At 67.6% G+C, this 21,485-nt stretch carries 20 protein-coding genes; 10 read left to right on the top strand and 10 right to left on the bottom strand.

The features are described from left to right. Positions 1-155: 155 nt before the first annotated feature. Positions 156-1,169, bottom strand: coding sequence for a GTP 3',8-cyclase MoaA (gene moaA / locus HNP73_RS01875; RefSeq protein WP_184146566.1), 1,014 nt, complete (start codon positions 1,167-1,169; stop codon positions 156-158). A 156-nt stretch (positions 1,170-1,325) separates the two neighbouring features. On the opposite strand from moaA, the gene HNP73_RS01870 reads away from it, so the two are divergent. Both HNP73_RS01870 and HNP73_RS01865 read left to right on the top strand, forming a co-directional pair. After that, a complete protein-coding gene (locus HNP73_RS01870) occupies positions 1,326-2,057 on the top strand; it encodes a helix-turn-helix transcriptional regulator (RefSeq protein WP_184146564.1) in 732 nt (243 codons plus the stop codon). Positions 2,058-2,171: 114 nt separating this feature from the next. Beyond that, positions 2,172-2,534, top strand: coding sequence for a hypothetical protein (locus tag HNP73_RS01865; protein ID WP_184146562.1), 363 nt, complete (start codon positions 2,172-2,174; stop codon positions 2,532-2,534). Here the strand turns inward: HNP73_RS01865 and HNP73_RS01860 are convergent. Both HNP73_RS01860 and HNP73_RS01855 read right to left on the bottom strand, forming a co-directional pair. Beyond that, a complete protein-coding gene (locus tag HNP73_RS01860; protein WP_184146560.1) occupies positions 2,519-3,229 on the bottom strand; it encodes a DNA alkylation repair protein in 711 nt (236 codons plus the stop codon). The two genes, HNP73_RS01865 and HNP73_RS01860, sit on opposite strands and share 16 nt — an antisense overlap. A gap of 62 nt (positions 3,230-3,291) precedes the next feature. Then, complete coding sequence (locus HNP73_RS01855; protein ID WP_343063177.1) at positions 3,292-4,347, bottom strand: ABC transporter ATP-binding protein; 1,056 nt, start codon at positions 4,345-4,347, stop codon at positions 3,292-3,294. Positions 4,348-4,464: 117 nt separating this feature from the next. Here HNP73_RS01855 and HNP73_RS01850 point away from each other — a divergent pair, with 117 nt between their 5' ends. The 4 genes from HNP73_RS01850 (at position 4,465) to HNP73_RS01835 (ending at position 9,366) form a co-directional block, all read left to right on the top strand. Beyond that, positions 4,465-5,484, top strand: a complete 1,020-nt coding sequence (locus tag HNP73_RS01850; RefSeq protein WP_184146558.1) for an extracellular solute-binding protein — start codon at positions 4,465-4,467, stop codon at positions 5,482-5,484. A gap of 64 nt (positions 5,485-5,548) precedes the next feature. Continuing rightward, entirely contained in the window at positions 5,549-7,174 is a 1,626-nt protein-coding gene (locus HNP73_RS01845; RefSeq protein ID WP_184146556.1) for an ABC transporter permease, read from the top strand. 432 nt (positions 7,175-7,606) lie between these two features. After that, positions 7,607-8,593 carry an acetamidase/formamidase family protein gene (locus HNP73_RS01840; protein ID WP_184146554.1) on the top strand — a complete coding sequence of 329 codons (987 nt, stop codon included), beginning with the start codon at positions 7,607-7,609 and terminating at the stop codon, positions 8,591-8,593. Between the two features lie 11 nt (positions 8,594-8,604). Continuing rightward, the gene (locus HNP73_RS01835) at positions 8,605-9,366 is read left to right on the top strand and encodes an SDR family NAD(P)-dependent oxidoreductase (RefSeq protein WP_184146552.1); all 762 of its coding nucleotides are present in this window, start codon (positions 8,605-8,607) and stop codon (positions 9,364-9,366) included. Positions 9,367-9,437: 71 nt separating this feature from the next. Here the strand turns inward: HNP73_RS01835 and HNP73_RS01830 are convergent, their stop codons facing one another. The 7 genes from HNP73_RS01830 to HNP73_RS01800 all read right to left on the bottom strand — a co-directional run bounded on the left by HNP73_RS01830 (position 9,438) and on the right by HNP73_RS01800 (position 16,109). Beyond that, on the bottom strand, positions 9,438-9,617 hold the full coding sequence (locus HNP73_RS01830) for a hypothetical protein (protein ID WP_221288125.1): 180 nt from the start codon (positions 9,615-9,617) through the stop codon (positions 9,438-9,440). A 188-nt stretch (positions 9,618-9,805) separates the two neighbouring features. Then, positions 9,806-10,414 (bottom strand): NapC/NirT family cytochrome c, encoded by a 609-nt coding sequence (locus tag HNP73_RS01825; protein ID WP_425486612.1) that lies wholly within the window; start codon positions 10,412-10,414, stop codon positions 9,806-9,808. 32 nt (positions 10,415-10,446) lie between these two features. Further along, positions 10,447-10,896: a nitrate reductase cytochrome c-type subunit gene (locus tag HNP73_RS01820; RefSeq protein ID WP_184146546.1), complete on the bottom strand. Its 450-nt coding sequence runs from the start codon at positions 10,894-10,896 to the stop codon at positions 10,447-10,449. Positions 10,897-10,904: 8 nt separating this feature from the next. Further along, on the bottom strand, positions 10,905-13,397 hold the full coding sequence (napA, locus tag HNP73_RS01815; protein ID WP_184146544.1) for a nitrate reductase catalytic subunit NapA: 2,493 nt from the start codon (positions 13,395-13,397) through the stop codon (positions 10,905-10,907). A gap of 23 nt (positions 13,398-13,420) precedes the next feature. Further along, positions 13,421-13,717 carry a chaperone NapD gene (locus HNP73_RS01810; protein ID WP_184146542.1) on the bottom strand — a complete coding sequence of 99 codons (297 nt, stop codon included), beginning with the start codon at positions 13,715-13,717 and terminating at the stop codon, positions 13,421-13,423. Between the two features lie 13 nt (positions 13,718-13,730). Continuing rightward, a complete protein-coding gene (napE, locus tag HNP73_RS01805) occupies positions 13,731-13,895 on the bottom strand; it encodes a periplasmic nitrate reductase, NapE protein (protein ID WP_184146540.1) in 165 nt (54 codons plus the stop codon). Positions 13,896-14,249: 354 nt separating this feature from the next. Continuing rightward, complete coding sequence (locus tag HNP73_RS01800) at positions 14,250-16,109, bottom strand: sigma-54-dependent Fis family transcriptional regulator (RefSeq protein WP_184146538.1); 1,860 nt, start codon at positions 16,107-16,109, stop codon at positions 14,250-14,252. Positions 16,110-16,332: 223 nt separating this feature from the next. Between HNP73_RS01800 and HNP73_RS01795 the strand changes: the two genes are divergently transcribed. The 4 genes from HNP73_RS01795 (at position 16,333) to HNP73_RS01780 (ending at position 21,224) form a co-directional block, all read left to right on the top strand. Next, on the top strand, positions 16,333-17,136 hold the full coding sequence (locus tag HNP73_RS01795; RefSeq protein ID WP_184146536.1) for a glucose 1-dehydrogenase: 804 nt from the start codon (positions 16,333-16,335) through the stop codon (positions 17,134-17,136). 64 nt (positions 17,137-17,200) lie between these two features. Beyond that, the gene (locus HNP73_RS01790) at positions 17,201-18,262 is read left to right on the top strand and encodes a hypothetical protein (RefSeq protein WP_184146534.1); all 1,062 of its coding nucleotides are present in this window, start codon (positions 17,201-17,203) and stop codon (positions 18,260-18,262) included. Continuing rightward, entirely contained in the window at positions 18,252-19,373 is a 1,122-nt protein-coding gene (locus HNP73_RS01785) for a 2,3-butanediol dehydrogenase (protein WP_246399461.1), read from the top strand. The genes HNP73_RS01790 and HNP73_RS01785 overlap by 11 nt, the downstream gene beginning before the upstream one ends. A gap of 48 nt (positions 19,374-19,421) precedes the next feature. Further along, positions 19,422-21,224, top strand: coding sequence for an NAD(P)/FAD-dependent oxidoreductase (locus tag HNP73_RS01780; protein WP_184146532.1), 1,803 nt, complete (start codon positions 19,422-19,424; stop codon positions 21,222-21,224). Positions 21,225-21,485: the final 261 nt, after the last annotated feature.

Below are 21,485 nucleotides of genomic sequence, written 5' to 3'. Positions count from 1 at the left end.
TGCTCCCGTGCCTCGCGCGTGATCGCCCGGACGAGGAGCGCCACAGCGCCAAGGGCCCCCCACCGGATCAGTCTGTCTGGATGGATCATGCTTCCCGCGCCTCCGTTCCCGTTGTCGAACGGGTCAACGGGTGGAGACCGGCGTTGTTCCCCATCTCACCCGCCGGTGTGGCTCATGTGGCGGGGTACCTGGCCGCTCACCGCCTGACGGGAGTAGTCGAAATCATGCCCCTTGGGCTTGCGCGCGATCGCCCGATTGATCGCTTCCGCGAGGGGGGCATCGTTCGACGGATGCTTGCGGAGCACTGCCCGCAGATCGGCATCGTCGGTCTGGCCAAGACACATGTAGAGCTGCCCGGTGCAGGTCAGCCGCACGCGGTTGCAACTCTCGCAGAAGTTGTGTGACAGTGGAGTGATGAAGCCGATCCGACCACCCGTTTCGGTGACGCGCACGTAGCGCGCCGGGCCGCCGGTTCGCTCCTGCGTGTCGGTCAGGACCCAGCGAGTCGCCAGTTCCGACCTGAGATCACGAAGTGAGAAATACTGCTCAAGACGATCCTCGTTGCCGAGATCACCCATGGGCATGACCTCGATGAATGTGAGATCGAACCCCCGCTCGCCGCACCAGGCGACAAGGTCGTGAACTTCGTCGTCGTTCACGCCCTTGAGAGCGACGGTGTTGATCTTGACGGAAAGGCCGGCCGCGACCGCCGCGTCAATGCCGTCCATCACCTGCTGGAAGCGTCCCCAGCGGGTGATCCGGGCGAACTTGTCGGCGTCGAGCGTGTCGAGCGAGACGTTGACCCGGCGCACCCCGCAATCGACAAGTTCGGTCGCGAACCGCCTGAGCTGACTACCATTTGTCGTCAGCGTCAGTTCCTTCAGCCGGCCGCTTCCGAGGTGCCGTGACATGGCCCGGAAGAAGGTCATGATGCCCTTGCGGACCAGAGGCTCGCCGCCGGTCACCCGCAGCTTCTCGACCCCGAGATCGATGAAGGCCGAGCACAGCCGGTCGAGTTCCTCAAGCGTCAGTAACTCCGCCTTCGGCAGGAATTCCATGTGCTCGGACATGCAGTAGACACAACGGAAGTCGCAGCGATCCGTCACCGAAACACGCAGGTACGTGACGGCTCGCTGAAACGGATCGATCAGTCTTGGCGTGGCGGACAATCGTCTTCTCCTGCGCCAGATCTTAGGAGGCCGTCCACCCGGTTTCAAGTGGGGGCTATTCTAATGGATATACCTCGGTTCTGAGGCTTGACCCGGCATTCTGCGGGGGGTAGGCGAAAGGGAATGCTCGCCTAATGGTTGCGAGAGGCCGGTTGCATGGACCCCATCGCGTTCGCGCTCAAAATCGAGGTCGCTACCCGGATCGAAGACGTCTGGCGGTTGTTGGTTGCTGCGGTGAAGCAGATCGGAATTTTCCGTATCGGCTATCACCACCTGCCGCCGCCTGGGGCGCCGGACGCGGGTCTCCTGAGGGTGGAGAACGCCGGGTTCGGCGAGGCGCTGATGGAGCAGTACCTGAGCGCGCGGGCACGCGGCATCGCGGCGCTCGCCGCGTTGCTGCAGAATACGGTGCGGCCGATCTATCTCGATGAGATGGCGTCGCTCGACGCGCTGTCGCCGCGCGAGGCGCTCCATCTGGGAAGGTACCGCATCCAGGGCATCAAGAACGGTCTCGGCCTCCAGGTGTTCGGACCGAACGGACGCAACGGCGTCCTCGCCATCGACATCGCGCGGACAGTGCGTCTCAGTCCGGAGGTTCTCGAAGCGCTGCGCTGGGTCTGTCAGGCCATGCACCTGCGGTATTGCGAGCTGCTGATTCCCGCGCTTGGCAAGATGCCGAGCCTGTCATCACGTGAGGCGGAGATTCTCGGCTGGGTCGCGCGCGGCAAGAGCAACGCCACGATTGCGGAAATCCTCGGGATTTCAGCCCATACCGTTGATGCCCATCTGAGGCGCATCTACCTGAAACTGGGGGTTTATGACCGCATGTCCGCGGCGCTGCGGGGGTTGGGATTCGGTCTCATTCCGGCGGACATACTGAGCCAGTAGGTGTCACGCGATCGCGTTACGGGGGATTGGTTAATTGCCGTGGCCCCGGATCGGCGGTATTCCGCCGGAAACGTTGTCCGGGAGCGCGAAGTGTGCATCAACCCCAAACTGGATATGCAGCTGATCCTGGCCCTCAGGCAAGGCGCTGAGGCACTCCCCGACGACCTCGACAGACTGTGTACCTACATGTCGCTGATCGGCCACCTCCTCGAGGAAAAGGCCAGCGAGCTTGAACCGACCTGGGAGGCGGCCTGCGCGGCGGCGGCGGAGATCGAGACGCTGCAGGTCCTCGAGACGACCGTGGCAGAGCGGGCGACATGCACCAGCGCCTACACGCTGCGCGCCGTGCGCAGCAAGTTCGCCATATGGAAGGCCTTGTCGCTCGGCGCGGACGAGGACTTCGATACGCCCGGCAACCGGCTCATCCTCTCGATCGAGGATGACCTGCACCGGCTGGCGCTTCATGAGGTTCTCTGAACCGTAGGCGTTCCGTCCCGGAGCCGCCGCAGTGCTTCACGTCGGGCGAAGGGCTTCAGGCTGACACCCGGACCGTCAACGAATGCGTGGACCCGCCCGGCATCATGGACCGACAGGGTGCGGAGCCACCAGCCGATCGCCTTCTGGATAAACCAGTTCCGATCTGCAACCATCGACGCCGCCCACCCGAGCATACGCTCGCGGGCCAGAAGATCCTCCGCCGAGGGATGGGTGAGCTTCGCCCAGGGCAGCGTCGCGACGAGGGCGGCCCGCCGGACCCACATCACCGGATCACCGGTCCAGGTCTCCACCACGTCAAGCCGGGCAGGCTCGGCGACAAGCCGACGCTCGATCGCTTTGCACGTATGATCGGCGATCGCCCAGGCGTCGAATTCGCTCACCCACCGCTGAAGCTCGGACCAGACCATCGCCTCATCCTCGCGGATCCGCGCCTGGGTCAGCAGCTTGGCTGCGGCGATGCGGGCCTCGTGGATGTCGCTGTCCCAGAGGCCTGCTGCAAGCGCCACGCGCTCGGCGACGCTGGCACTGGACCGCCAGTCGGCGACGAGTGGCTCCATGTCGGACAGGGCGATCCCGAGGTAGCGTCGGGGCGCCTTGTGATAGTCGGCCATCCCGGCGGCTTTCACCGGATCGGACAGCGCGTGCAGCGCGGAGAGGGCGGTGGCTGGGTCCATGGGCGAAAGTCCTGTAGCAATCGGCGGCTGCGTGTCTGCCGCAAGCTGTTCCCTGCCTGCACTCAGTCCCGCGGCACCGCGTCGAAGACAAAGGCGTGGTCGCGGGACACGCTGATCCAGAGCCGGGCGCCCGGCTCGAACGAGAGGGCGCCGGGCAGCACCGCGCGCACGGGGAGCCCGCCGCCGGTTCTGAGGTCGAGCAGGCTTTCCCGGCCAATGAACCGGATACGCTCGAGCTGAACCGCCGCGCCCCCGGCCCCAGGGTTCGGGTCGCCGCCGGCAGTGACGCGCAGGTGGTGCGGGCGAACGACGACCTCGGCTGCGGTGCCGTCCGCGAGGCCGGGGGCGGTGAAGCGCCCGAGGGCGGTCTCGACTTCCGATCCGGCAACCGTGCCGGTGAACACGTTGACGTCGGAAAAGAATTCGGCGACCCGACGATCGGACGGCCGCTCGTAGAGTTCGCGCGGGCTGCCGAGCTGCACGATGCGCCCCGCCCGCAGCAGCGCGATCCGGTCCGCCACGCGCATCGCCTCGCCGGGATCGTGGGTCACCAGCAGGGCTGAGGTACCGCTTTCCGCAAGCAGACTGATCGTTGCGTCGCGCACGCCGTCTCTCAGCCGGTCGTCGAGGCCCGAGAACGGCTCATCCATCAGCATCAGTCGCGGCCCCGGCGCCAGCGCGCGGGCGAGGGCCACCCGCTGCTGTTCACCGCCCGAGAGCTCGTGCGGGTAGCGACCGACATGGTCCGCCAGGCCGACCCGCCCGAGAAGATCGAGCGCCCGGCGCTCCCGGTCCGCACGCGGCAGGTCGCGGAGGCCGAAGGCGACGTTCCGGGCGATGTCGAGGTGGGGAAACAGCGCGAAGTCCTGAAACATCAGTCCGACCGAGCGCCGCTCCGGCGGCACGAACCCGTCCGGTCCGCTCACCTCCTCGCCGTCGAGGCGGATCCGGCCGCCGTCCGGTCGCTCGACACCGGCGATCATCCGCAGGGTCGTGGACTTGCCGCAGCCGGAAGGTCCGAGCAGGCACAGGACTTCGCTCCGGCTGACGGCGAGGCTCACCTCGTCGACAACGCGCCGGCCACCAATGCGCCGCACCAGACCCTCTGCCTCGAGCACCGGGCCGTCCGGCCTGCCTCGTTCCCCTGCGATCACCGTCGTCGACTGCTGATTCGAATGTTTACTTATTTCGTCATGTATCAGATGGTGCGGTGCGGAACAAACTGAGGAATCACGATGCACGCTTCGAAACTCGCCATTCTCGTCGGGACGCTGGCCGGGGCAGGGGCGGTGATGCCTGTGGCGGCGCAGGAACTCAACCTCTACACCACGCGCGAGCCCGGGCTGATCCAGCCGCTGCTCGACTCGTTCACCGCCTCGAGCGGCGTGAAGGTGAACACGATCTTCCTCAAGGAAGGTCTGGCCGAGCGGGTCCAGCAGGAGGGTACGGCTTCGCTCGCCGACGTGCTGATGACCGTCGACATCGGCAATCTCGTCGATCTCACCGACCGTGGCCTGACCCAGCCCGTCGAGTCCGCCGTCCTGAGCGAGGCGATCCCGGCGAACCTGCGGGACGAGGCCGGCAACTGGTTCGCGCTGTCGCAGCGCGCCCGGGTGCTCTACGCCGAGAAGGATCTGGACCTGTCCGAGTTCCATTACGAGGACCTCGCCGATCCGGCCTGGAAGGGCAAGGTCTGCATCCGTTCGGGCCAGCATCCCTACAACGTGGCGCTGACCGCGGCCTACATCGTCCACCACGGCGAAGACGCCGCGCGGACCTGGCTGACCGGCGTGAAGGACAACCTCGCCCGCAAGGCCGGTGGCGGCGACCGGGACGTGGCGCGTGACATCATGGGCGGCATCTGCGACATCGGCATCGCCAACTCCTACTACGTCGGCCTGATGCGCAGCGGTGCCGGCGGGCCGGAGCAGGAGGAGTGGGCCAAGGCGATCAAGGTCATCCTGCCCACCTTCGAGGACGGCGGCACGCAGGTGAACGTCTCCGGTGCCGCGGTCGCGAAGAACGCGCCGAACCGCGAGCAGGCGGTGCAGCTTCTCGAATACCTCGTCTCCGACGCGGCGCAGAAGGAGTACGCAGAGGCGAACTTCGAGTACCCGGTGCGGGCGTCGGCCGGTGTCGATCCGATCATCGCCGAGCTTGGCACACTCTCGACGGATGAAGTGAACCTCACCGAGATCGCCCGCCAGCGGAAGGCGGCGAGCGAGCTCGCAGAAGAGGTCGGGTTCGATAACTGACCAGGGGCTGATCGCCGGCCGCTCTGACGCGGCCGGCACCACCGCGCGGGGTCGGGGCCCGCGCATGGGACGCTGGGAACTGGCCGCGCTCGCGATCGCCGGTCTGGTGCTTCTGCCTGTCGTGTCGCTCGCCCTCGTTGCCGCACAGGGCAGCGAGGGTCTCTGGGGGCATCTCGCCCGCAACGTGCTGCCGGTGGCGGTGCGCGATACGGCGATCCTGCTGACCGGCGTCGGACTCATGGTCGCGGCCATCGGCGTCACCACCGCCTGGCTGGTCTCGGCCTGCGACTTTCCCGGGCGGCGCATCTTCGAGTGGGCGTTGCTCCTGCCGCTCGCGGTGCCGACCTACATCATCGCCTATGCCTATCTCGACCTGCTGCACCCGATCGGGCCGGTGCAGACCACGCTCAGGGCGTGGCTCGGCATCGCCAGTCCACGGGACCTGCGGCTGCCCGACATCCGCTCGATGGGCGGATGCATCCTGCTGCTCGGGCTCGTGCTCTATCCCTATGTCTACCTGCCGGTGCGCGCGGTCTTCCTGATGCAGTCGGGCGATCCGCTGGCTGCGGCGCGCACGCTCGGACGCGGGCCGCTGGCGTCGTTCGTCGCCGTGGCGTTGCCGCTCGCGCGGCCGGCGATCGCGGCGGGGACGGCGCTCGCGCTGATGGAGGCGATGAACGACATCGGCGCGGCCGAGTTCCTCGGCGTGCGGACGTTGACGGTCTCGGTCTACACCACATGGATCAGCCGCTCCGACCTGCCCGGCGCCGCACAGATCGCGCTTGCCATGCTGGCCGTCGTGGTGGCGCTCGTCGCCGTCGAGCGCACCGCGCGTCGGCGCCAGCGCTTCGCGGTGGGCGGTCGGCGGCATCCGCTCGTGCCGGTGCGCCTTCGGGGTTGGGCGGCGGCGGGCGCCGTCGCCGCCTGCAGCGTGCCGGTCGCGCTGGGATTTCTCGCGCCCGCGAGCTACCTCGTCTACGAGGCGGCGGAGCGCATCCGCTTCGCCGGGGTTTCGCCGCGGCTGATCGGCGAGGCGATCAACACCGCGCTCTTCGCCGGCATGGCGACACTTGTCGTCGTGGTGCTCGCGGTCGCGGTCACCGGCGCCGCGCGGCTCCGGCCGTCGCGGCTGACCGCATCCGCCAGCCGGGTCGCCTCGCTCGGATACGCCATCCCCGGCACGGTGCTGGCGATCGGGATCCTGCCGGTCGTCACGCTGGCCGACAGGCAGATCGCGGCAGCGGCCCAGACCTTCTTCGGTGCCAGCGTCGGGCTCCTCATGCTCGGCTCGGGCGCGGCACTCGTCTACGCCTATGCCGCGCGGTTCCTCGCGATCGGCACCGGCGGCATCGAGGCTGGCCTCGCGCCGGTGTCGCCGTCGCTCGATCACGCGGCGCGCACCCTCGGCCGCAGCGAGGCCGGCACCCTGCGCGATGTCCACCTGCCGATCACCCGGCCGGCGATCACCGCCGCCGGCCTCATCGTCTTCATCGACTGCGCCAAGGAACTGCCCGCGACGCTGCTGCTCCGGCCGCTGAACTTCGAGACGCTGGCGACGCACCTCTATGGCGAGGCGGCGCGCGGCACCTATGAGGACGCGGCAATCGCCGCGCTTATCATCGTCGCGATCGGCATCCTTCCCGTGACGCTCCTCGCGCCGCTCCGGGGACGGAAGCGCCCGTCCGGCTGAGCGCCGACCGGCTCGCGGCAACGCCGTCAGGCGGCTGGCAAACAGCCGGATCCTGCACAATGACCACGCTTGACAGGTCCGGTCGCATTGCCCACCTTGGGGCACACGAACGCCCGATCCCGACGCTGAGAGAGTTCGCGGCACCGACGATCATCTTCGACTTTGGCAATGGCGCCCCGGCACGGGTTCGTGTGGGGCATGCGAGAGCCTGTCGGACTCCTGTTCTCGCGGAGTGGCTCGGATGCTCCGGCGCCGCGATGCCGATCTCGGGCTGACGATGCTTCTCGTCGCGCAGAACCTCGCCCGGATCGTCTCGCGCGCGGATCGTGGTGGTGAACGAAGGGCGCGTCGTCGCACGCCTCGACGGATCGGAGATCCGCTCCCGCGACGTGGTGAAGCGCTTCCTCGCGCTCTGAAGGAATGGAGAACGACATGGGCTGGATCGAGCAATCGCTGATGGCACGGCAGGGCGTTGCCGGGGGCAAGGAGGGCGCCCGGCACAGCATCACCATCGAGGATCAGGGACAGTTCCACTACGTCTACGGGCCTTACGTCGATCCGGTGATCACCGTCGCTCCGGGCGCGGTCGTCACCGTCGAGACCCACGACGCCTTCGAGGGCAAGATCACGTCGGAGACCGACAAGCCGACGGAGATCCTGACCTTCCCCTTCCTCAATCCCCAGACCGGCCCCATCGCCGTCGAGGGCGCCGAGAAGGGCGATTGCCTCGCCGTCTACATCCGCTCGATCAAGCCGCGCGGCCCCCAGCCGGTCGGCACCACCTGCCTGCTGCCCGAGTTCGGCGGCCTCGTCGGCACCGGCCAGACCGCGCTCCTGAACGCGCCGCTGCCGGAGAAGGTGAAGAAGCTGAAAGTCGACGAGAACGGCGTCTACTGGTCCGACAGGATCACGCTGCCTTACGAGCCCTTCATCGGCACGATCGGCACGAGCCCCGAGATCGAGGCGATCAGCTCGCTTCAGCCGGACTACTACGGCGGCAACATGGACCTTCCCGACGTCGGGCCGGGGTCGATCATCTACCTGCCGGTCAACACCAGGGGCGCGCTGCTCTACCTCGGCGACTGCCATGCGGTGCAGGGCGATGGCGAGCTTTGCGGCGTCGCCCTCGAGATGCCGGCGACGGTCGAAATCCAGATCGATCTCATCAAGGGCCACACGATCGGCTGGCCCCGGCTCGAGACCGCCGACTTCGTCATGACGATCGGCAGCGCCCGGCCGATGGAGGACGCGGCCCGCATCGCCTATCGCGAGCTCGTCCGCTGGGTGGCAACGGAACTCGGGGTCGGCGAGGACGAGGCCTATCTGCTGCTGACCATGTGCGGCAAGGTGCGTGTTGGCAACATGGTGGACCCGAAGTACACGCTCGGCGCCTCGATCGCCAAGAAGTACCTCGGCTGAGGGAGTCGGACATGGATCTTGGCCTGAAGGGGAAAGTGGCGCTGGTGACCGGTGGCACCAAGGGCATCGGCCGGCGCGTGGTGGAAATTTTCGCGGAGGAGGGCGCCCACGTCGGCTTCTGCGCCCGCAGCGCCGCCGAGGTCGCGGAGACCGTGGCGGCCGTCGAGGCAAAGGGGGTGCGCGCCTTCGGCACCGCACTCGACGTCGCGGACAAGGCGGCGCTCGAGGGCTGGGTCGCGGGCGCGGGGGCGGCGCTCGGCGGCATCGACATGGTGGTTGCGAACGTCTCGGCGCTCGCGGTCGGCACTGACGAGGCCGCATGGCGCGCGGGTTTCGACGTCGATCTCATCCACACGGTCCGGCTCGTAGAGGCGTCGATGCCCTTCCTCGAAGCCTCGGCGGCGCCGTCGATCCTCGCGATATCGAGCGTCTCGGGCCGGGAGAGCGATTTCACCGGCTACGCCTACGGCGCCTACAAGGCCGCTCTCGTGCACTACATGCACACCCTCGCGGTGAACCTCGCCGGCAAGGGGATCCGGGCGAACGCGGTCTCGCCGGGGAACACCTACTTCGAGGGTGGCATCTGGCATCAGATCGAGACCGGCAACCCCGAGCTCTTCGCCCAGTCGCTGGCGCTGAACCCGACGGGACGCATGGCTAAGCCCGAGGAGATCGCCCGCGGCGTGGTGTTCCTCTCGAGCCCCGCCTCGTCGTTCACCACCGGCACGAACCTCGTGATCGACGGCGCGCTCACCCGGGGGGTGCAGCTTTAGGTCTATGACGTCCGGCCGGTGCCGGGTGAGTAGGGGAGGCCCGGCCGTGGGCCTTCACTTCCCGCTCTCGGTCAGGAGGCGGCGCGGCACCCCGGTTTGCCCGTGACGGCGGCAAGCTGGGCGGCGAGTTGCAGGTGTGCGAGGCAGCTCTTCCCGGTTTCCCTTGCCAGAAGGCCATTGAGCTGCTCGGGCGCATGTTGCAGGAGCTCGCCACTCAGTGCGAGAGCACAGGTCGCCACGCCCGCGGCCATCTCCATTCCGAACGGAGCGGCGTCGGCATGTCCTGCGCGCTCTCATCCCGCGCGAAGATGGCTCCCGAAACTAAACGACCGGCACGACCCGGGGGGCGGGTCGCGCCGGCCGCCGGTGCAGGTGATCGACCCCTAGACCACCTGCACCATTCCTTTCGACACATTCACGGTGTCGGATTCTCTCCTGCTCACTCCTCCATGGCCGCGAGGAAGCGCCGGGCGTCGCCCATTGCCGCCGGGTCAGGGCGCAGCGCCGCCGCCCGCATGTCGGGCAGGCGGTGGGCGATGCCCTTGTGGCAATCGATGCAGGTCTGCTCGCCGGAGAAGAGGAACCGCTCGTGGGCCTGCACAGCGCGCGAGCTTTGCCGGGTGATGTCCATCGACTCCGCCGAGTGGCAGTTGCGGCACTCGAGGGAGTCGTTCGCCTCGAGGCGCGCCCATTCGTTCCGGGCAAGCGTCAGCCGGTGGGCGAGGAACTTCTCGCGCGTGCTGATCGTCCCGAAGATCTTGCCCCACACCTCCTTCGATGCCTGCATCTTGCGGGCGATCTTGTTGGTCCAGCGGTGCGGCACATGACAGTCCGGGCAACTCGCCCGGACGCCCGAGCGGTTGGTGTAGTGGATGGTCTGCCGCAGCTCCTGAAAGACGTTGTCGCGCATCTCGTGGCAGCTGATGCAGAAGGCCTCGGTGTTCGTGGCTTCGAGCGCGGTGTTGAAGCCGCCCCAGAAAACCACGCCCATCAGGAAGCCGCCCAGCGTCAGGAACCCGAGGCTGAAATGGACACTCGGTCGGCGCATGACTGCCCATGTACGTCGCACCAGCCGCCACATCACGGCTTCCCCATCGCCTTGATGACATCGTCCACGTCCTTGAAGTCATTGCCGACGATCGGCCGCACATCGGATTGGGTGACGTGGCACTGGGTGCAGAAGAAGCGTCGCGGCGTCACTGCGGCGAGGACCTGGCCATCGCGGCCCATGAAGTGGGTGATGGAGATCATCGGCGCCTGACTCGCCCCGACCGCCGTGCGTCCGTGACAGGTGAGGCAGCGGTTGACGTTGAGGTCGATCTGATAGTTGTCGATATGATGCGGGATGACCGGCGGCTGTTCCGGCCAGCCCCGCACCTCGCGGATATCGGTGTTGACGACCGACGGCATCGGCGGCGGAGTCGTCGAGACGTCGAGGGGTGTCTCCCCCCTGAGCGTGACGAGCCCGCCGTCCGCGAAGGCTGCGCTGGCGGTGAGGAGGACGAGGGTGGCGATGGCTGCCCTGTACATGGCTCACCTCAAACCGGTTCGATGCGGACGGCGCATTTCTTGTAGTCCGTCTGCTTCGAGATGGGGCAGGTGGCGTCGAGGGTCACCTTGTTGATGAGCTGGCGGGCGTCGAACCATGGCACGTAGACAAGGCCCTTGGGCGGCGTCGTGCGCCCGCGGGTTTCCACCCGTGTCTCCATCGTGCCGCGTCGAGAGACGATGCGGACCGCCGAGCCGCGGCGGACATTGAGCGCCGCGGCATCGTCGGGATGCATGAAGCAGACCGCGTCCGGCACCGCGCGAAAGAGTTCCGGCACGCGCTGGGTCATCGAGCCCGAGTGCCAGTGCTCGAGCACCCGGCCGGTCGAGAGCCAGAACGGATATTCCTCGTCCGGTGATTCCGCGGGTGGCTCGTAGGGCAGGGCGAAGATCACCGCCCGGCCGTCGGCGTGGCCGTAGAACTTGAAGCCCTTCTCGCCTGCGGCATAGCGGTCATGGTCGCGGTTGAACCGCCATCGCGTCTCCTTGCCGTCGATCACCGGCCAGCGCAGGCCGCGAACCGTGTGGTAGAGGTCGAACGGCGCGAGGTCATGGCCGTGCCCGCGTCCGAACCCCGCATACTCCTCGAAGAGACCCTTCTGGATGTAGAAACCGAAGGCCTCGGACTCCTGATTGGCGTAGACCAGATCCTCGTCGCTGCGCTCGAAGGCATCGACCTGGCCGTTGGCGTAGAGCACGTCGAAGAGCGTCTTGCCGGCATATTCCGGCGTGATGAGTTCCGGCGGCCAGACCTCTTCCACCTTGAAGCGCTTGGAAAACTCGACGAGTTGCCACAGGTCCGATTTCGCCTCGCCCGGCGCGCTCACCATCTGCCGCCAGAACTGGGTCCGGCGCTCGGTGTTGCCATAGGCACCTTCCTTCTCGACCCACATGGCGGTCGGCAGGATCAGATCGGCTGCCTCGCAGGTCGCGGTCGGGTAGACGTCGGAGACGACGATGAAGTTCTCCGGGTTGCGGAAGCCTGGCAGCCCCTCCTCAAGCAGGTTCGCCCCCGCCTGAATGTTGTTCGTCACCTGCGTCCAGTAGACGTTGATCTTGCCGTCCTTCAGGTCGCGGTTGTGCTCGACCGCGTGCCGGCCGACCCAGTCGGGAATGGTGCCGGGGGGGATCTTCCAGAGTTCTTCGGAGTGGGCCCGGTGCTCGGGGTTCGCGACCTGGAGGTCCGCCGGCAGGCGATGGGAGAACGTCCCGACCTCGCGAGCGGTACCGCAGGCCGAGGGCTGGCCGGTCAGCGAGAACGGCGAGTTGCCGGGCGTCGCGATCTTTCCCGTCAGCAGATGCAGGTTGTAGATGAGATTGTTCACCCAGGTGCCACGGGTGTGCTGGTTCACCCCCATCGTCCAGGACGACAGGACCTTCACGTCGGGATCGGCATAGATCTCGACAAGCTGTTCGAGCGTCGACGCCGGCACCCCGCTCACCTCCACCGTCTTCTCGAGGGTGTAGGGCGCGACGAACTCGGCGTACTCCTCGAGGGTGATCGGGTGCGCGTCGTTGGCGTCGTGGGCGTGCTCGGCGGCCTGCTCGCGCGGGTCCTCGGGCCTGAGGCCATAGCCGATGTTCGCGTTGCCGCGCTTGAAGTTCACGAAATCGGTGACGAACGCCTCGTTCACCTTGCCGCGGCGGATGATCTCGTTGGCGAGGTAGTTCAGGATGTAGAGATCGCTGTGCGGCTTGAAGATCACCGGGATGTCGGCGAGATCGAAGCTGCGGGTGCGGTAGGGCGACATCACCGCCACCTTGACGTGCGGGAAGCTGAAGCGCCGGTCGGTGATGCGGGTCCAGAGGATCGGATGCATCTCCGCCATGTTGGAGCCCCAGAGGACGAAGGCGTCGGCGTACTCGATGTCATCGTAGCAGCCCATGGGCTCGTCGATGCCGAACGTCCGCATGAAGCCCGCCACCGCGCTCGCCATGCAGTGCCGGGCGTTCGGGTCGATGTTGTTCGACCGGAAACCCGCCTTCATCAGCTTGAGCGCGGCGTAGCCCTCCCAGATTGTCCACTGGCCGGAGCCGAAGAGGCCGATCGCCTGGGGCCCCTTGGCCTTGAGGGTGGCCTTCCACTTCTCCTCCATGATGTCGAAGGCCTCGTCCCATGAGACGGGGGTGAACTCGCCATCCTTGTGGAAGACGCCGTCGCGCTTTCTCAGGAGCGGCTGCGTCAGGCGGTCGCTGCCGTACATGATCTTCGACAGGAAGTAGCCCTTCACGCAGTTCAGGCCGCGATTGACCTCCGCCTCGGCGTCGCCGTGGGTGGCGACGACCCGGCCGTTCTTGGTCGCGACCATGACCGAGCAGCCGGTGCCGCAGAACCGGCAGGGCGCCTTCGCCCATTGCAGGCCGGTCAGAGCCGCGTCCGTGGTCAGGTTCTGGGCAAGGGCGGGCACCGGCAGGCCCGCCGCCACCGCCGCCGCGGCGACAGCCTGTGCCTTGATGACGTCCCGTCGCGTGATCCCGCTCATGGCTCGGCTCCTTCGCAAAGGCTTCAGGCGTCCGTCTGGTGAAAGACCAGCGCGACGCTGACGACGCCGCGCATCCGTTCCATTGCCCCCATGGCTCCGACGATCTCGTCTTCGTCGCGGGTCTCGAGCGTCACGATGATCTTTCCTGAGGTCGCGGCCATCGCGACCTCGGCGATGCGGAGGCGCGCGATGCACGCCGCGACCGTGTCGAGGCTCTCGGGGCGGCAGCGCACGATCAGGCTCGATATGTGGCCGGGCGCCTCGTCGGGCAGTCCGAGGAGCGAGCGGCGCGAGACGGGAGTGCTGATGTCGGATTGCACCTTGCGTCCCCCCTCAGCCGGCTGGCGGGCCGAAGACGAGCTGGGACATCCAGATGATGAACCCATAGCCCCCCACCACGGCGACGCTGAGCACCGGGAAAAGCACGACCGCAAGCAGGAAGAACGCTCGCGCCTCCTCGCCCTTCGTCACTGCCTGACTGTGATCCGTCGTCATCATGGCCGCGCCCTCTCCCGAGACTCGTCCGGTTATGAACCATCATGACGACTGCAAACTGAATAAACAAATAGTCACTTTTGAATCGTGGAGCGAGCGTGGAGCTCCCTGCGCTCCCGTGAAAGGATACATGTATGCAGAATGCGCATTTCCCGGGGAGGGGAGCTGCTAACATCTTGTAGTTATAACATAAAATCGAGTTACAATCCTAGATTGTTCTTCGGGACTCACTACAATCTAAGATGGTGATCTCCGCGATGCGGCCTCGCTCGGGTGATCAGGACAGCAGCCGGGCGCGACTCAGACCCGCCTGGACTCGCCCGCACGGCGCGGCGCGCGCGGGTCTCCGCGCGGGCCTCAGTGGGCAGCGACGCCCAGACGGCGCATTCGCCGGTGGACGGTGGTCCGGTCCACATGCATCTGGCGCGCGGCCTCCGAGACGTTGCCGCCGCAGCGGGCGAGAACCGCGCGGAGAGCCTCGGCCTCGCCGTCGAATGCGGGCGTCTGGCCGGGTTCCGGCGGCAGATCCGCGCGCTCGATGACGCCGCCTTCGCAGAGCGCCACCGCCACCGCGAGGGCATTGCCGAGTTCGCGGAGATTTCCGAGCCAGTCCCGGGCGCGCAGGCTGGCGCTGGCGCTGGGCGAGAGGCGGGCACGGCCGTCGAGCAGGCGCTGGGTCAGCCAGTCGAAGTCCTCGCGTTCGCGAAGCGGCGGCAGGACGAAGGTTGCCGCCGACAGCCGGTAGTAGAGATCTTCGCGCAACGTGCCGGCGCGGACCTGGGCGGGCAGGTCGCGGTGCGTGGCGGAGATCACGCGCAGATCGACGCGCCGCGGCCGGAGCGCCCCGATCGGCGTTACCTCGCCCTCGGCCAGCACCCGCAGCAGCCGCGCCTGAAGGGCGAGTGGCATGTCACCGATCTCGTCGAGGAAGAGGGTGCCGCCGGCAGCTTCCTCCACCAGACCCTTGCGCCCGCCGGGGGCGGCACCGGTGAAGGCGCCGGGGGCGTGCCCGAACAGTTCGGCCTCGATCAGCGCCTCGGGGATCGCCGCACAGTTGATCGCCACGAACGGCCCGCGCCGTCCGCTTGCCTCGTGCAGCGCGCGGGCGAGAAATTCCTTGCCGGTGCCGGTCTCGCCCTGGATCAGGATCGGCAGCGCCGTGGGTGCCAGTTTCGCGGCCTTCGCCTGCAGGGCGGCAATCTGTCGGTCGCCGGCGCCGAGCCGGGCGAGGGCGCCTCTGGCAACCGGAGCCGGCGCGGGCGCCCGGCGGGTCCGGCGAAGCTGCGGCTCGATGGCGTGGGCGAAAAGCCGGTTCCCGTCGCGGGCGACCACGGTGCGGTCATGGGTCGGACGCTGCCGCGTCAGTTCGCCGAGGTCGTCGACGCCAAGCTCGAAGAACCGGCCGAGCGGCTGGCCGATCAGCAGTTCCGGCCGCCGCCAGCTGACCCCGGCGGCGCGGGCGAGGATCTGCGCGCCGCGGTGGGTCATGCCGATGACGCGCCCCGAGCCGTCGAGCGAGACGCCGGCCTCCGGGTCCACGTCGAGAAAGTCGGGCGAGCGCGAAAAGCGCAGCACCCACTCGTGCCGGGTCTGGGCCATCAGGTTCGCGAGCTCGATCCGCCGCACTGTCGCCGCGACCATGTGCAGCGCGAGGTTCTGGCTGGCCTTGGCGATCGGCGAGGAGAGCAGCGAGATGTCGAGCACCGCCGCGAACTCGCCGCGCGTGTCGTAGATCGGCGCCGCGGTGCAGGAGAGCGGCGTGTGGGTCACGTCGAAATGGTCGGTCTGGTGGATGGTCAGCGCCTCGCCCGTGGCGATGCAGGCGCCGATCGCGCAGGTGCCCGCCCTTGGCTCCGACCATTCCGCGCCGAGGTAGAGCCCCGCCTTGCGCAGGCGGTGGTCAAAGTTCGGGTCGCCGAGGAATTCGACCGCCACGCCGGCGCTGTCACCGAGCAGCAGGACGTAGTTCTGCCCGGCCATCTGGGTGTAGAGCCCTTCGAGCCCCGAACGCGCGATGGAGATCAGTTCCTCCGACTGCTGCCGGTGAAACCGGAGTTCGGTTTCCGACAGGATGAACGCCTCGCAGGCCCGTGTCGGGTCGAGCCGGTGCTCGTTGATGCAGCGCAGCCACGACTGCACGACCCAGGGATCGCGCTTCGAGGCCCGCCCGAGGGCGACGTTCTCGACCTCGCGGATGTGCTCCATGGCAGCCGCCATCCTGTACGTTCCTCCCGACATCTTTTGTGTTTTGCCGCCACACTAGCACGAGGGCCCGAGGGCGGGCAAAGCGCCCGTGGTGTGGCGCCACACCTGTGGCGCCACACCACGCGACGCACCACGCCGTCGCACGCCGCGGGCCGTGTTTTCAATATGATATATCATGGCACGCGGCTTGCAACGCAGAAGGCAGAGGCAAGCAACGCCGACAGGGAGGAAGACAATGACGGAAGCGTTGAACGGGCGATCGGTGATCGTGACGGGTGCCGGGCGCGGCATCGGCGCGGCGATGGCGAAGGCCATGGCCGCGGCCGGAGGCCGGCTCACCATTGCCGACATCGACGGCTCGACCGCCGAGGCGGTCGCGGCGGAAATCCGCGCCGACGGCGGCAAGGCGATCGCCGTGGAGGCCGACGTCACGAGCCGGGCGGCCGTGCAGGCGATGATCGCCGCGGCGGTCGCGGCCCACGGGCGTCTCGACGTCATCTTCAACAATGCCGGGATCGCCCAGACCCGGCCGTTCCTCGCGATCACCGAGGAGGATTGGCGCCGGGTGATGGACGTCAACGGTCTCGGCGTGCTCATCGGCATGCAGGAGGCGGTGAAGCAGTTCCAGTCGCAGGGCAAGGACGCGACCGGCTTCGGCGGCCGGATCGTCAACACCGCCTCGATCGCCGGCAAGCAGGGCTACGAGCCGCTCGCCCACTACTGCGCCTCGAAGTTCGGCGTGGTGGCCCTCACCCAGGCGGCGGCGCGGGCCTTCGGCAAGGACGGCATCAGCGCCAACTGCATCTGTCCGGGCGTCGTCGCCACCGAGATGTGGAAGGTCATCGACAAGGGCTTCAAGGACGAGGGCCTGACGGGCCGCGACGGCGAGGCCTTCGAGACGTTCTCCGCCGGCATCCTGCTCGGGCGCCCCTCGGCCGCCGACGACCTCGCCGGGGTCGCGGTTTTCCTCGCGTCCCCTGCCTCCGACTACATGACCGGCCAGAGCCTGGTGGTCGACGGCGGCATGGTCTTCGTCTGACTCCCTTTCCGCTTCAAAAAGCGCCGGTCCGCACCGGACCGGCAGACAACAACAGGGTGAGGAAATGCAATCAACAGCGGTCGAGGTGGCGCCTGCACGGCTGCCAAGCTCGCTCGGCGGGCTCGGCCTGATCTACGGGCTCGCCATCGCCTCCTGCTTTCTCGTGAACCTGATCGTCAGGGCGGCTCCCATCGGTCCGTGGACCGGCGAGACGATTGGCGAAATGTACTGGCTCGACAACGTCACGTGGCAGCTCATGGCCCTCTGGTGGGTCCTGCTGAGCGTGGTGAGCGGCGGCTTTCCGTTCCACCGGATCGAGGACCCGACGACGCGCGGCCTCGTCACGCTGGCGGCCGCATGGGTCGTGGGCTGGCTGTCGTCCAAGGGCATCTACTGGGCCGGGCTGGACGCGGACTGGGTGTTCCCGATCATCGGGTGCATCTTCTTCTTCATTGCCTTCTTTTCCTTCGCCGGGGAGAACTGGCTCGTCGCGGGGATGCCGCCGCAGCGGCAGTTCTTCATCCTCCTCGTGATGATCGCGTTTCTCACCTACGCGGTCACTCATTCCACCATCCGATGGATCCCGGCGTGGTGGTTTCCGTTTATCGAGATGGGATCGGCTTCAGGACTGCTTGCCTATCTGACGCGGCGCATGACGCAGCCCGGCAAGGCGCTGGCGCAGATCGGCATCCTGTTCCTGATCGTGCTCGGCTTTCTCACCCTGAGCTCGCAATTCGGCTTCTGGGATGCCGCACTGCCGGGGGTGGGGACGTTCTGGACGCTCGGCTACTTTTCCGACCCGCGCTGGCTCCTCTGGTTCATGGTGGCCTGCTCGGTCTCCTATGCGCTGCTGATCCAGCTGCGGAACTGGCCCTTCACGCGCATCCCCATGCCGTGGGGCGGCATTCTCGCCTGTCTGTTCTGCGCGGCCGTGACAACGCTCGTCACCGCCTTTCTCGCAAGCCTCGTCGGCTCGGTCTTCACCGACATGAACGAGGCCCTCACCTACGCCTACATGGGCACGCACTGGTCCTTCGTGATCGCGCTGCTTTTCGGATTTGGCCTTGATCGCCCGTACCTCTGGGCCGGTCAGAAGACTTCAGGGAGCTGGGAAGATGTCGACTGAGAGCGCAACCATGACGCGCGACGCGTCGGAGACCGAAACGATGAAGGCGCTGCGCTTCCACGCGGCCAAGGACCTGCGGGTCGAGGACATCGCGAAGCCGGGCAAGCCCGGGCCGGGGCAGGTGCTGATCCGCAACCGCTTCGTCGGGATCTGCGGCACCGACCTGCACGAATACGCCTACGGGCCGATCTTCATCCCGAAGGAGCCGCATCCCTTCACCGGCGCCCACGGGGCACAGGTGCTCGGCCACGAGTTCGGCGGCGTCGTCGAGGCGGTGGGCGAGGGCGTCACCGGGGTGAAGCCGGGCGACCGTGTCTCGGTCCAGCCGCTGCTGATGCCGCGGTCGGGCGACTACTTCGCCGACCGCGGGCTCTTCCACCTGTCGCCGGAACTCGCCCTCGTCGGGCTGTCGTGGCACTCCGGCGGCATGGCCGAGTGGTCGCTCGTCAACGACTACAACGTCGCGGTGATCCCGGCCGGCCTTTCCGACGAGGAGGCGGCACTGGTCGAGCCGGCGGCGGTCGCGGTCTACGCCTGCGACCGGGGCGGGGTGAGCGCGGGTTCGAGCGTGCTTGTGACGGGTGCCGGTCCGATCGGCGCGCTGACACTGCTCGCCGCGCGGGCGGCGGGGGCGGCGCAGCTCTTCGTGTCGGACATCAATGACACCCGGCTCGCCATGATGCGCGAGATGCTGCCCGGCATCGTCACGCTGAACCCGACCCGCGACGACGTCGGCGCGGCGATCCGGGCGGCGACGGAGGGCAACGTCGGCTGCGACGTGGCGATCGAGTGCGTCGGCAACGAGCACGCGCTCAAGGCCTGCCTCGACGCGGTGCGCAAGCAGGGCGTGGTGGTGCAGACCGGCCTGCATCCGCACGACAATCCGCTGGACTGGTTCAGCGTCACCTTCAAGGACGTCGATATCCGCGGCTCCTGGGCCTACCCGACGCACTACTGGCCGCGCGTCATCCGCATGATCGCGACGGGCCAGATGCCCGCGGCCAAGGTAGTGACCAAGCGGATCAGGCTTGAGAATGCGGTGTCCGACGGCTTTGATGTGTTGCTCGACCCCGCCGGCACCCAGCTGAAGATCCTGATCGACCTCGGCTGATCGCGCCACCCCTAGCCGATACTCAACAAGTGACCCGGAGGAAGTCTCATGCTCGATGAAACCCCTGGTGCAAGGCTGGAGGAGGTCCTCGACCGCCTCGGCGATGCGCTGGAACGTGGCGACGCCGCGGCTGCGGCGGAGCTGTTCCAGACCGACAGCTACTGGCGCGACCTCGTTGCCTTCACCTGGAACATCCGGACGATGGAAGGGCCCGAGGCGATCCGGGCGATGCTGGAGAGCCAGCTCGCCTCGGTCAAGCCGACGGGCCTGCGTATCGACCCGGCCGAGACGGTGACGGCGAACGGCGACGTGACGGAGGGCTGGATCGAGTTCGAGACGGCGACGGGTCGCGGCTATGGCCAGATCCGCTTGAAGGACGGGCGGATCTGGACGCTTCTCACCACTCTTGCCGAACTGAAGGGCTTCGAGGAGCCGAAGGGCCTGCGCCGTCCGATGGGGGCGGAGCACGGCCACGATCCCGACCGCAAGACGTGGAAGGAGGGCCGCGAGCAGGAGGCGGCCGAGCTCGGCTACACGACCCAGCCCTACGCGCTCATCATCGGCGGCGGGCAGGGCGGCATCGGGCTCGGCGCGCGCCTGCGCCAGCTCGGTGTGCCGACGATCATCGTCGACCGGCATCCGCGGCCGGGCGACCAGTGGCGCAACCGCTACAAGTCGCTCTGCCTGCATGATCCGGTCTGGTATGACCACATGCCCTACCTGCCGTTCCCGGACACCTGGCCGGTCTTCGCGCCGAAGGACAAGATCGGCGACTGGCTGGAGATGTACACCAAGGTGATGGAACTCAACTACTGGAGCTCCACCACCGCGAAGTCCGCCGAGTGGGACGAGGCGGCGAAGGAGTGGGTCGTCACGGTCGACCGCGACGGCGAGGAGGTCGTGCTGCGCCCGAAGCAGCTCATCCTTGCCACCGGCATGTCCGGCAAGGCGAACGTGCCGGTCTTCCCGGGTCAGGACGTCTTCAAGGGCGAGCAGCAGCACTCCTCGCAGCACCCCGGGCCCGACGCCTACCGCGACAAGAAGGTCGTCGTGATCGGCTCCAACAACTCCGCGCACGACATCTGCGCGGCGCTCTGGGAGGGGGGCGCGGACGTGACGATGTTGCAGCGTTCCTCGACGCACATCGTCCGCTCCGACACGCTTATGGATATCGGCCTTGGCGGGCTCTACTCCGAGCAGGCGGTGGCGAACGGCGTCACCACGCGCAAGGCCGACCTGATCTTCGCCTCGCTGCCCTACCACATCATGCACGAGTTCCAGATCCCGCTCTACGAGCAGATGAAGGAGCGTGACGCGGAGTTCTACCGCAAGCTGGAAGAGCGCGGCTTCATGCTCGACTGGGGCGCGGACGGCTCCGGGCTCTTCATGAAGTACCTTCGGCGCGGCTCGGGCTACTACATCGACGTGGGCGCCTGTGACCTCGTCATCGACGGCTCGATCAAGCTCGTCTCCGGCAAGGGGGTCGAGCGGCTGAGCGAGACCGGCGTGGTGCTCGACGACGGGACCGAACTGCCGGCGGATCTGGTCGTCTATGCCACGGGCTACGGCTCGATGAACGGCTGGGCGGCGGATCTCATCAGTCAGGAGGTCGCGGACCGGGTTGGCAAGGTCTGGGGCCTCGGCTCCGACACCCCCAAGGATCCCGGCCCGTGGGAAGGCGAGCAGCGCAACATGTGGAAGCCGACGCAGGTCGAGGCGCTGTGGTTCCATGGCGGCAACCTGCACCAGTCGCGGCACTACTCGCAGTACCTGTCGCTGCAGGTGAAGGCCCGGATGGAGGGCCTGCCGACGCCGGTCTACGGGCTGCAGGAAGTGCACCACCGGAGCTGAACCTCGGAGGCGCTCCGAGGCGTCGAGAGAAAGCCTGCCGCCGGCGCGATGCGCCGGCGGCAGTTTGCGTTCCGGGAGCGGGGGCAGCGCCTTGCGCCCGGGCAGGCAAGACCGGGGTCATCGCACCGGCTCGGTCGGCGGGATTGTGCCAAATCTGCCAATTTTACGAGCGAGGCTCGGTCGCGGGCAGCGCTTGGGCTGGCCTTGGGGTCCGCGGTGTCTACACTGCGCGCTGGCGACGCGGGCGGGTTCATCCCCTTG

It is taken from the genome of Amaricoccus macauensis (assembly GCF_014201905.1).
In the GTDB taxonomy this organism is placed as follows: Bacteria; Pseudomonadota; Alphaproteobacteria; order Rhodobacterales; family Rhodobacteraceae; genus Amaricoccus; species Amaricoccus macauensis.
Note: the sequence above shows the minus strand (reverse complement) of the source record. Positions and strands in the feature narration are given on the sequence as shown.